Below are 9,663 nucleotides of genomic sequence, written 5' to 3'. Positions count from 1 at the left end.
ATGACCTTGCGGACATAGTCCCGGGTTTCGGCATAGGGCGGGATGGCGTTGCCGTAGCGCGCCACCGCGCCCTCTCCCGCATTGTAAGCCGCCAGCGCCAAGTCCAGGCGGCCGCCGAAGCGATTCATCAGCCAGTCCAGATAGGCGGCGCCCGCCTGTAGATTGGCGCGGGGATCATACAGCGCCGTCTGGCCGAAACGCGCCGCCGTGGCAGGCATCAGCTGCATCAGCCCCGCCGCCCCCTTGCCCGACACCGCCTCCGGCCGGTAGGCCGACTCCACCTGCACCACGGCGTGGATCAGCATGGGGTCCAGCGCATGCTGGCGCGCCACGTCGTCGATCAGCTGCCGATAGCGCTGGGCGGAAGAGGACAGCGGCTTCGGCGCGGCGGATGCAGCAGGCTCGTTCCCAACCGCCGGCGACGCCGCCAGCGGCGCGGACGGAGCAGGGTCGGCCGGCACCGCGTACCATTGCAGCGCCTCCGCGCCGGCCGGCGCGCAAAACAGCAGCCACAGCAGGGCACTATACAGGGGCTTCATCGTCATCCTCCTCTTGCAAACGGTCGCGGATCAGGCTCAACACCTGCGCCACGGCGGCGAACAACGGCTCGGGAATGTAATCGCCGGGCCGGGTGGACGCCACCAGCGCGCGCGCCAGCGGCACGTTCTCCACCACCGGAATGCCCTGCTCCTCGGCCAATGCCACGATGCGCCGCGCCATTTCGTCGCGGCCATACTCCAGCACCTGGGGCAGCGGCGTGTCGTCGGCCTCATAGCGCAGGCAGACGGCGATGTGGGTAGGGTTGCGCACCACCACCGAGGATTTGGCCACCTTGCCGGCCAGGCTGCCGCTCTGCACTTCGCGGTGCAGCTCGCGCCGGCGCTGCTTGACCTCCGGGCTGCCCTCGGAATTCTTGAACTCCTGCTTGATGTCCTCGCGCGACATCATCAGCTGCTTGCGCAGCTGGTGGTGCTGCATCGCGTAATCCGCCACCGCGAACACCGCGGTGAAGGCCAGCAGCACCGCCCACATCCACTGCGCCATCTGCACGCACACCATCAGCCCGGCCTCCAGCCCGGCTTGCGGCAGATGGGCGAACGACGCGGCGTAGCGCTTGATCAGGTAGGTGAAGGTCAGTCCCAGCACGCCGACCTTGAGCAGCATCTTGCCCAGCTCGAACAGCGTGCGCGCCGACACCATCTGCTTGACGTTGGACAAGGGGTTGATGCGCTCACCGGACGGCATCAGCGCCTTGGGCGCGAACAAAAAGCCCGACTGGATCAGCCCGACCAGCAGCAAGGCCACCGTCAGCAATCCGGCCAGGCCGAAGACGAAGCGCAGCATCAGCGCCGCCACCTCGCCTACCAGCTGCGCCAGCGCCGCCTGCAGCGGCAGATTCGACACCGCCACCGCTGACGTCATCAGCCCGCCCAAGCCCCGCAGCAACCCCGGGCCTTCCGCCACCAGCCACAGCAGGATCAGCCCCAGCTGCGCCACCGCGCCGATTTCCTGGCTCTTGGCCACCTGCCCTTCTTCGCGGGCATCGCGTATCCGCTTGGCGGTGGGTTGTTCGGTCTTCTCGCTCACCGTCCCGGCTCCAGCACGCGCGCCAGGCCGCCGTCGAAGCGTTCAAAGCTGGCAATGACGTCGGACAAGCCGAACTGCAGGCCGATGATCAGCATCAACAAGGCCACCAGGCTCTTGATCGGCATCGACAGCGAAAACACGTTCAATTGCTGCACCGAGCGGTTGATCAGGCCCAGCGCCAGATCCACCAGCACCATCATCACCAGCGCCGGCATGGCGAAACCCAGCCCCAGCGTGTACAGCATCTGCCACTGCCGCTGCAGCAAGGGAATGAACTGGCTGGACCAGTGCCAGCCCATGCCGGGCGGCAATTGCTGATAAGAGGCGTACAAGGCCGACAGAAAGGCGTGGAAGCCGCCCAGCGCCATGAACAGCACCGCCGCCAGCTGCGAGAACAAGGCGCCCATCGGCGACGACTGCCCGCCGATCAGCGGATTGAGCACGCCCGCCATCGACGCGCCGCGCAGCGTGTCCAGCGCGAAGCCGGCCATGTCCACCGCCCAAAACGGGATGGCGGCGGAGAACCCCAGCAACAGGCCGACGGCGAGCTCGCTCGCCAACAGCAGCGCATAGGCGGCCGGCGCCTGGATCGGGTCCGGCAACGCCAGCTGCGCCAACAGCGGCAGCGCCGGCAAGGTGGCCATCAGCGCCAGCGCGTTGCGGATCAACGCGCTGCCCAGCATCGACGGGCTGAACAGCGGCAACAGCAGCATCGCGCCCAGCGGGCGCATCATCGCCGCGCCCAGCAACGGCCACCAGGGATTGAGCTGGTCCATGCTCAGCTCCCCATGCGCGAGATCAGATCGAAGCTGCGCTCGGCATAGCGCAACAACGCCTGGCCCATCCAGTGGTGGGTCAACGCCAAGGTGATGCAGGCCGCCACCAGCTTGATCAAGAACGACACGGTCTGGTCCTGCACCTGGGTCAGCGCCTGCACCAGGCCGACCAGCACGCCGACCACCGACGCGACCACTACCACCGGCAGCGACAGGATCAGCACCAGCCACAGCAACTCGCTGGCCAGCTGAACGATCTGGGCTTGTCCCATGCCTCTCTCCTCAACGGTAGGACAGCAGCAGCTGGCCCAGCAGCCGGTCCCAGCCGCCCACCAGCACGAACACCAGCAGCTTGAACGGCATCGATATCGTCATCGGCGACACCATCATCATCCCCATCGCCAGCAAGACGTTGGAGACGATAAGGTCGATGGCGATGAAGGGCAGGAACAGCAGCAGGCCGATCTTGAACGCCTCGATCAGTTGGCTGACGGCGAAGGCCGGCATCAGCAGCAGCAGCGAATCGTCGCTCACCCGCGTGCGGACGGCTTCGGGCCAGCTTTTGCGCGCCGTGTCGCGGAAAAAGCGCAGTTGCGCCGGCGCCGCGTGCTTTTTCAGAAACTGGCGGTATGGGTCCAGCGTGTCATCAGACAGCCGCGCCAGCAGGCTGGCCTGCGGCTGGGCCGGCGAAACCGCCAGCTTGTCCTGCACCGCCATCCCCACCGGCGTCATGATGAACAAGGACAGGATCAGCGCCAGGCCGTAGAGCGCGATGTTGGGCGGAATCTGCTGGATGCCCAGCGCGTTGCGCAGCAGGGAAAACACCACCGCCAACTTGAGAAACGACGTGCCCATCACCACCAGCAGCGGCAGCAGCGACAAAGTCGCCAGCAAAGCGATCAGTTGTACCGGTTGGTCTGTGAGTGCCATGGTTGCGCTCCCGAGGAATCATGGCGCCCATTGTCTGCCCGGACCGCATCGTCCCCCATCAGGCCAACACCTGAACCCGGCGCAGCATGCTTCCACGCATGCCCTCGCATTCCGCGAATTGGCGAATTAAAGAAGGCAGAAGCATTTTTCCAAAGCAAACGTTCATTTGAGATCACAAACTCCCGCTGATGCAAGGACTGGAAACGACTTCAAAACCATGCCCGTCCCGCATGGATAAGGCTTTTTCCTTCACCCACCCTCACAAAGCCCATTACGGCTTTATTCAAGCAGGAGAAAGCGAATGAACGCCATGTCTCTCGCCGAGCGCTCGCATAGGAGCCTGGATGAAATGGTGCGTGAAATGGCAACGCAACTGGGATTGCCAGCCTCTCAAATGGCGGCCCTTGATGCGCACAGCACCATCGCCATTCAAATCCACGATCTGCCCGACGTCATGTTGTCGGCGCTGGACGACAGGCTCTGGATATGGAGCCTGCTGCCGCAGTTCAACGAAGACTGGCTGCGGGATCGCGCAGCGGCGGTATTGCCCATCCTCACGACTGCCGTCGAAGGCGTGGAAGGCGGCCAACCCACGCTGGGCATCGGCGAACACGGTTACGAATGGAAGGCGATGATCAATCTGGATCAGTTGCGCCGCGACAATGGCCTGCTGACGGTATTCCAAGGCTTCGCCGCGCAACTTGGCCGGCTCTGCCAGGCTCTTGAATTGAAAGGAAACTGATATGCCCGGACCGCTAGGCATCAACGGCGCGCAAAGCGCCCTACCCATCCAAGCGACCCAAGCCGCCTCTAGCCCGCAAGTCGGTCAGACAACCGGAGCGAGCAGCAGCCCGCTGCCGGGACCGTCGTCGCAAAAGGCTGGCGCTCTATACGCTCCTTTTGCTGAGAAAGACATTTTGATGATGACCGCTGGCAAGAATCACCCTCGGGACATCAATAACAAAACCCTATATCCATTAATCGCACGCAATGATCAGGATCACACCAAGCTAGAACAATTACGGCAGGAGACCGCCAACGATCTGGAAAAATTGGGCAACGATTCGCTTCAGCTGATGGCGCGCGTGCTTCGGGATCAAAACCTGACGCCAGAACAACTACGCAGCCAGATGGGGCCGAGTAAATTCGACCACTACGTAAGCTCAGCCGATAAAATGCTCCAACGAGCGGACACACTCAGAAAAGTAGAGATTCGCAGCAATGAAAATGGACAGGAGCTATCCCGGCTACGTCCTGGGCAAGACAAGCTGTATGTCCTGGGTCATGGAGGCCACGGCCTTAGCATCCTGGCTGCGGACGAGAAGTGCGAGCAAGGTATGGTTACCGCGGCAGACTTAACTCGCCAACTGACCGATGGCGGACTGAATAAAGCATTCAATGATATCCGCGTCACTGCCTGCTACAGCGCCGACACCAAAAAGCCAACATCATTCCATCCCGACGATTTAACGCGAGCAGCGCAACCGAACACTAAACGCGGTGGTTTCCTGGGCCTTATCGGCCGAAAAATAGTCACGGCAGAGCCTTTTGCGCAAACGCTAAGCAACGAACTGAAGAAAAGCGGCTTCACCCAGCCGCATGTTGCCGGCTACCATGGAGCCGGCCTCCAAGTTCCCTCCAGCAATCATCAACAGCGCCGCCTGCCCGGCACCCAAGAAGCCGACGTTCGTTCCTCCGATGTCCGGCAGCGCTTCACGCCGACCAAGTAGCGCATGATCTGGATGCCGCGCCCTGGCGATGCCGAGAGCGCGGAAATCCACCTGCATGACCTTGCCCAATACGGCGCGGACAGGCCTGGCCCTGCCCGCGCCGTTTACTTACGCCCAAACCACGTAGGCTAGCATCCTGACAGGCGAGCCCCCACGTTCCCTCGCCATAGAAAATCCCCGCTCGACGACCTCAGGTCTTCACCCGATACACCCGCTCCCGTCCCTGCAGCAAGATGCGGCCATCAAGCATGAGGAAGCGCACGATGGACCTGCAATGGCAAAGACAAACCGAGCTCTGGCTGCGCCTGATGGGCGAGAGCGCCATCCCGGCCGCGCTGCGGCTGTCGCTGCGCCAGGGGCAGGACGTGTTCTATCTGGAATCGCTGGACGGGCGGGCCCTGCTGTCGCTGGCGCGTCCGCTGCCGGAGGCCAGGCGCCGGCCCGCCTTGCTGCGCCTGCTGGCGCTGCTGCAGCCGGAGGCCGGCGACGGCGTCCCGCTGCGCGCCTGGCTCGCGCGCGGCTGCCTGTGGCTGGCCGCGACCATGCCGCGGGACAGCGGCGCCGAGCAGTGGGCCCGGATTTCCCGCCAGCAGCGCCGGCTGCTGGACCGCGTCGCGGAGGGCCGCCATGAAGCTCAATAACTGGCTGCAAGGCCTGCAGGCGCGGCAGGACGTGGTGCTGGCCGCCATGCTGCTGCTGGCCATCTTCATGATGATCGTGCCGCTGCCCACGCTGCTGGTGGACGTGCTGATCGCCATCAATCTGGCGCTGTCCATCACGCTGCTGATGATGGCGGTGTACATCCGCGAGCCGATGGAGTTTTCGGCCTTTCCCTCGGTGCTGCTGATCACCACCCTGTACCGCCTGGCGCTCACCATCAGCACCAGCCGGCTGATCCTGCTGCAGCACGACGCCGGCGAGCTGGTCTACACCTTCGGCAACTTCGCCATCGGCGGCAATCTGGCGGTGGGACTGATCGTGTTCGCCATCATCACCATCGTGCAGTTCATCGTCATCACCAAGGGCTCGGAGCGCGTGGCCGAAGTCAGCGCGCGCTTCTCGCTGGACGCGATGCCCGGCAAGCAGATGAGCATAGACGGCGACATGCGCGCCGGCATCATAGACGCCGGCCAGGCGCGGCAGCAGCGGCTCCTGGTGCAGAAGGAAAGCCAGCTCTACGGCGCGATGGACGGCGCGATGAAGTTCGTCAAGGGCGACGCCATCGCCTCCATCATCGTCATCCTGGTCAACATCTTCGGCGGCATCGCCGTCGGCGTGTTCATGCATGAGATGAGCGCCGGCGAGGCCGCCGCCACCTACGCCATCCTGTCGGTGGGCGATGGCCTGGTGGCCCAGATCCCGGCGCTCTTGATCTCCATCGCCGCCGGCATCATCGTCACCCGCGTGCCGGGAGAAACCCGCCGCAACCTGGCGCAGGAGCTGTCCTCGCAACTGATGCGCCAGCACCAGGCCTTGTGGATCGTGGCGGCGGTGCTGGCGCTGTTCGCCTGCCTGCCCGGCTTCCCCGCGCTGGTATTCCTGCCGATGGCCGCCATGGTGGCCGCCGGCACCGCCTGGGTGACCCGGCGGGCCAAGACCGGCGAGACGGCTGGCGGCTTCGGCGGCGACGCCGGCAGCGGCGGCCAGGACGCCGGCGACGACGCCGCGCCGCCTCCGGTAGGCGCCATTCCGCTGCTGTTGCGCGTGCATCCCGAGCTTGGCCGCGACACCGCCCTGGCGCGGGCGCTGGCCGAGCTGCGCCAGCAGAAGCTGGAGCAACTGGGGCTGCCGCTGCCGGAAATCCTGCTGCAGGTGGATGCCGGCCTGCCGCCACGCCATCTGTCCTTCCTGCTCTACCAGGAGGCGGTGCTGGAGCTGGAGCTGCGCCCGCTGCCGCTGCTGGACTCCGCCAGCGCGCCGGTGCCCCAGGCCGCCGCGCGCGACGCCCTGCCCTTCGGCGGCCTCACCCTGCAATGGGTGGCGCCGGAACAGGCCGCCGGCCTGGCCAAGCTGGGTCTGACGGTTCACCGCGACCACGAACGCGTCGTCCACCTGGTATCGCTGGCGCTGGACCGCTACGCCGCCGAGCTGATCGGCGTGCAGGAGGCGCGCTACCTGATGGACCAGATGGAGCAGCGCTACGGCGAGCTGGTGAAGGAGCTGCAGCGCCAGCTGCCGGTGGGCCGCATCGCCGACGTGCTGCAGCGGCTGGTGGCCGAGGGCGTGTCCATCCGCGACCTGCGCGCGGTATTCGAGGCCCTGGTGGAATGGGCCCCGCGCGAGAAAGACCCGGTGATGCTCACCGAATACGCCCGGCTGGCGCTGCGCCGCCACATCGTCGGCCGCCAGCGCCGCGGCCAGCCCTGGATCAGCGCGTGGGTCATCGGCGGCCACATCGAGCAAACCATACGCGAATCGATCCGCCAGACCTCGGCCGGCTCCTACTCGGCGCTGGGGCCGGAAGAGAACCAGGCCATCGTCGGCGAAATCCGCTCCGCGCTGGAGCAAAGCGGCGCCGGCGGCGCCGCGCTGGTCACCGCCATCGACGTGCGGCGCTTCGTGCGCAAGCTGATCGAACGCGATCTGTTCTCGGTGCCGGTGCTGTCGTTCCAGGAATTGGGCGACGAGGCCGAGCTGAAGATCCTGGGCCACGTCGAACTGATAGGAGAAGGCCATGCGCCTGCCTGATTACTACGCCATCCTGGACGCCATCGAGCCTCCGCCCCCGCCCGCCGGCGGCGATTGCCGCCTGGAGGGACGCCTGTCCGAAGTCGGCGCCACCCTGCTGCGCGCCCATCTGCCGGGCGCCGGACTGGGCGAGCTGTGCTTTCTGCCCGACGGCGACCCGGCAGAAGTGGTGGGGCTGGACGGCGACGAGGCGCTGCTCTCTCCCTACCGCGAACCGCTGGGCCTCTCTTGCGGCATGCTGGTCCAGCCCAGCGGACGCCGCGCCGACATCGGCGTCGGCGACGCGCTGCGGGGCCGGGTGCTGGACGCGCTGGGCCGGCCGGCGGACGGCCTGCCGCCGCCGGGCATAGAAACCCGGCGCGACATCGACGCCGAGCCTCCCGATCCCATGCAGCGCCAGGTGATAGACACCATCCTCCCCACCGGCGTGCGCGCCATCGACGCCACCCTCACCGTCGGCGTCGGCCAGCGACTGGGCATCTTCGCCCCGGCCGGCTGCGGCAAGAGCACCTTGCTGGGCATGCTTTGCGCCGGCAGCGAAGCCGATATCGTCGTGCTGGCGCTGATCGGCGAGCGCGGCCGCGAAGTGCGCGAATTTCTCGAGCATGTGCTCAGTCCGGAAGCGCGCGCCAAGAGCGTGGTGGTGGTCGCCACCTCCGATCGCCCGGCGCTGGAGCGCATCAAGGCGGCCGCCACCGCCACCGCCATCGCCGAGCACTTCCGCGACCGCGGCCAGCGCGTGCTGCTGCTGGTGGACTCCCTCACCCGCTACGCCCGCGCCGTGCGCGAGGTGGCGCTGGCCGCCGGGGAGCCTATCGTGGGCGGCGGCTATCCCCCCAGCCTGTACGCCAGGCTGCCCCGGCTGCTGGAGCGCGCCGGCCCGGCCGCCCGCGGCAGCATCACCGCCTTTTACACCGTGCTGATGGAAGACAAGGCCGACCCGCTGGCGGAAGAGGTGCGCTCGCTGCTGGACGGCCACATCGTGCTGTCGCGCAAGCTGGCCGAGTCCAACCACTTCCCGGCGATAGACGTGCTCGCCAGCGTCAGCCGCGTCATGCATCAGATTTGCGCCGGGCCCCACCGCGCCGCCGCCGCCAGGCTGCGCCAGCTACTGGCGGCCTGGCGGGAGATCGAGCTATTGGTCCGGGTGGGGGAATACCAGCCGGGCCAGGACGCCGACGCCGACGACGCCATGGCGCGCCGGGCGCCGATCAACGCCTTGTTGCGCCAAGCGGTGGATGAGCGATTCGCGCTCCCCCGCACGCTGGCGGAGCTGGGCGACGCCGCGGGGGTGCCATGCTGAGCCAATTGCTGTGCATCAAGCGCCGCCGCGAAAACAGCCTGCGCGCCGCGCTGGTCCGGCTGGCGGACGAGGAGCTGAAGCTGTGCGCGCGCCGGGACGCCATCCATGAGCGCCGCCATGCGCTGTACGCCGAATGGCGGCTCCAGGCCGCGCGCAGCGGCCAGTTCGACCAGACCGAGCTGGAAAAGCTACGCGCCGCGCTCTCCCGGCTGGAAGGAGAAGACCAATCCCTGCAGCGCCAGCTGGAAGAGCTGGCCGCCGAGCGGCTGCGGCTGACGCAAACCCGCGCCGAGCAGGAAACCATGCTGCTGCGCAATCTGCGCGAACAGGAAAAGCTAAGCGCGCTGCTGGACGACGAATCCGACAAGGATGCCTGAGGCCGGCCCGCTCTAAACCGCAACAGAAGGCACGACCATGCAAGCGCAACCCCCTTCCGCCGCCAGCCGCGCGTCATCGCGCGACCGCGACGAACCCCATGCCGACCGCCGCGGCGCGCAGCGCTTCCGCGCGCTGCTGGACGACGCGCAGCCGCAACAGGAATTTCCCACCCCCTCCCTCTCGCCGTGGCCGCAGTTCGCGCCGCCGCTTGCCGACCCGCCCGACGCCTCGCCATCCAGCCCCGCGAGCGCTCGCGCCCATCCCGATCTGC

12 protein-coding genes are annotated in these 9,663 nt (G+C 66.6%); 7 read left to right on the top strand and 5 right to left on the bottom strand.

Annotated elements, in window-relative coordinates; genetic code table 11:
* The 5 genes from VL52_RS22100 to sctR all read right to left on the bottom strand — a co-directional run.
* Window positions 1–539 (bottom strand): lytic transglycosylase domain-containing protein (locus VL52_RS22100; RefSeq protein WP_052729470.1); only part of this gene is annotated, 539 nt, incomplete at its 3' end.
* Window positions 523–1,587: an EscU/YscU/HrcU family type III secretion system export apparatus switch protein gene (locus VL52_RS22095; protein ID WP_046159064.1), complete on the bottom strand. Its 1,065-nt coding sequence runs from the start codon at window positions 1,585–1,587 to the stop codon at window positions 523–525. The genes VL52_RS22095 and VL52_RS22100, both read right to left, overlap by 17 nt.
* Window positions 1,584–2,363 (bottom strand): type III secretion system export apparatus subunit SctT, encoded by a 780-nt coding sequence (gene sctT / locus VL52_RS22090; RefSeq protein ID WP_046159063.1) that lies wholly within the window; start codon window positions 2,361–2,363, stop codon window positions 1,584–1,586. Before sctT ends, VL52_RS22095 begins: the two co-directional genes overlap by 4 nt.
* Window positions 2,364–2,365: 2 nt before the next feature.
* Window positions 2,366–2,635 carry a type III secretion system export apparatus subunit SctS gene (sctS, locus tag VL52_RS22085; RefSeq protein ID WP_021475303.1) on the bottom strand — a complete coding sequence of 90 codons (270 nt, stop codon included), beginning with the start codon at window positions 2,633–2,635 and terminating at the stop codon, window positions 2,366–2,368.
* A gap of 10 nt (window positions 2,636–2,645) precedes the next feature.
* A complete protein-coding gene (gene sctR, locus VL52_RS22080; protein WP_046159062.1) occupies window positions 2,646–3,293 on the bottom strand; it encodes a type III secretion system export apparatus subunit SctR in 648 nt (215 codons plus the stop codon).
* Between the two features lie 301 nt (window positions 3,294–3,594).
* Here sctR and VL52_RS22075 point away from each other — a divergent pair, with 301 nt between their 5' ends.
* The 7 genes from VL52_RS22075 to VL52_RS22045 all read left to right on the top strand — a co-directional run.
* Window positions 3,595–4,035, top strand: coding sequence for an InvB/SpaK family type III secretion system chaperone (locus VL52_RS22075; protein ID WP_046159061.1), 441 nt, complete (start codon window positions 3,595–3,597; stop codon window positions 4,033–4,035).
* Between the two features lies 1 nt (window position 4,036).
* Entirely contained in the window at window positions 4,037–5,023 is a 987-nt protein-coding gene (locus VL52_RS22070) for a hypothetical protein (protein ID WP_046159060.1), read from the top strand.
* Between the two features lie 263 nt (window positions 5,024–5,286).
* On the top strand, window positions 5,287–5,664 hold the full coding sequence (locus tag VL52_RS22065; RefSeq protein WP_046159059.1) for a type III secretion protein: 378 nt from the start codon (window positions 5,287–5,289) through the stop codon (window positions 5,662–5,664).
* A complete protein-coding gene (locus tag VL52_RS22060; protein ID WP_046159058.1) occupies window positions 5,651–7,711 on the top strand; it encodes an EscV/YscV/HrcV family type III secretion system export apparatus protein in 2,061 nt (686 codons plus the stop codon). Before VL52_RS22065 ends, VL52_RS22060 begins: the two co-directional genes overlap by 14 nt.
* Window positions 7,698–9,014: a FliI/YscN family ATPase gene (locus tag VL52_RS22055; protein ID WP_046159057.1), complete on the top strand. Its 1,317-nt coding sequence runs from the start codon at window positions 7,698–7,700 to the stop codon at window positions 9,012–9,014. Before VL52_RS22060 ends, VL52_RS22055 begins: the two co-directional genes overlap by 14 nt.
* On the top strand, window positions 9,008–9,391 hold the full coding sequence (locus tag VL52_RS22050; RefSeq protein ID WP_021475296.1) for a hypothetical protein: 384 nt from the start codon (window positions 9,008–9,010) through the stop codon (window positions 9,389–9,391). The genes VL52_RS22055 and VL52_RS22050 overlap by 7 nt, the downstream gene beginning before the upstream one ends.
* Window positions 9,392–9,428: 37 nt before the next feature.
* Window positions 9,429–9,663, top strand: a 235-nt coding sequence (locus VL52_RS22045; protein ID WP_046159056.1) for a hypothetical protein, incomplete at its 3' end; no start/stop codon positions are given.

It is taken from the genome of Chromobacterium vaccinii, assembly GCF_000971335.1.
Taxonomy (GTDB): domain Bacteria; phylum Pseudomonadota; class Gammaproteobacteria; order Burkholderiales; family Chromobacteriaceae; genus Chromobacterium; species Chromobacterium vaccinii.
This window is presented reverse-complemented; position numbering and strand designations above follow the sequence as displayed.

Coding starts and splice junctions, on each gene's coding strand:
- sctT (WP_046159063.1), bottom strand. CDS start 2,363: ATGGACCAGCTCAATCCCTGGTGGCCGTTGCTGGGCGCGGCGATGATG.
- sctS (WP_021475303.1), bottom strand. CDS start 2,635: ATGGGACAAGCCCAGATCGTTCAGCTGGCCAGCGAGTTGCTGTGGCTG.
- sctR (WP_046159062.1), bottom strand. CDS start 3,293: ATGGCACTCACAGACCAACCGGTACAACTGATCGCTTTGCTGGCGACT.
- VL52_RS22075 (WP_046159061.1), top strand. CDS start 3,595: ATGAACGCCATGTCTCTCGCCGAGCGCTCGCATAGGAGCCTGGATGAA.
- VL52_RS22070 (WP_046159060.1), top strand. CDS start 4,037: ATGCCCGGACCGCTAGGCATCAACGGCGCGCAAAGCGCCCTACCCATC.
- VL52_RS22065 (WP_046159059.1), top strand. CDS start 5,287: ATGGACCTGCAATGGCAAAGACAAACCGAGCTCTGGCTGCGCCTGATG.
- VL52_RS22060 (WP_046159058.1), top strand. CDS start 5,651: ATGAAGCTCAATAACTGGCTGCAAGGCCTGCAGGCGCGGCAGGACGTG.
- VL52_RS22055 (WP_046159057.1), top strand. CDS start 7,698: ATGCGCCTGCCTGATTACTACGCCATCCTGGACGCCATCGAGCCTCCG.
- VL52_RS22050 (WP_021475296.1), top strand. CDS start 9,008: ATGCTGAGCCAATTGCTGTGCATCAAGCGCCGCCGCGAAAACAGCCTG.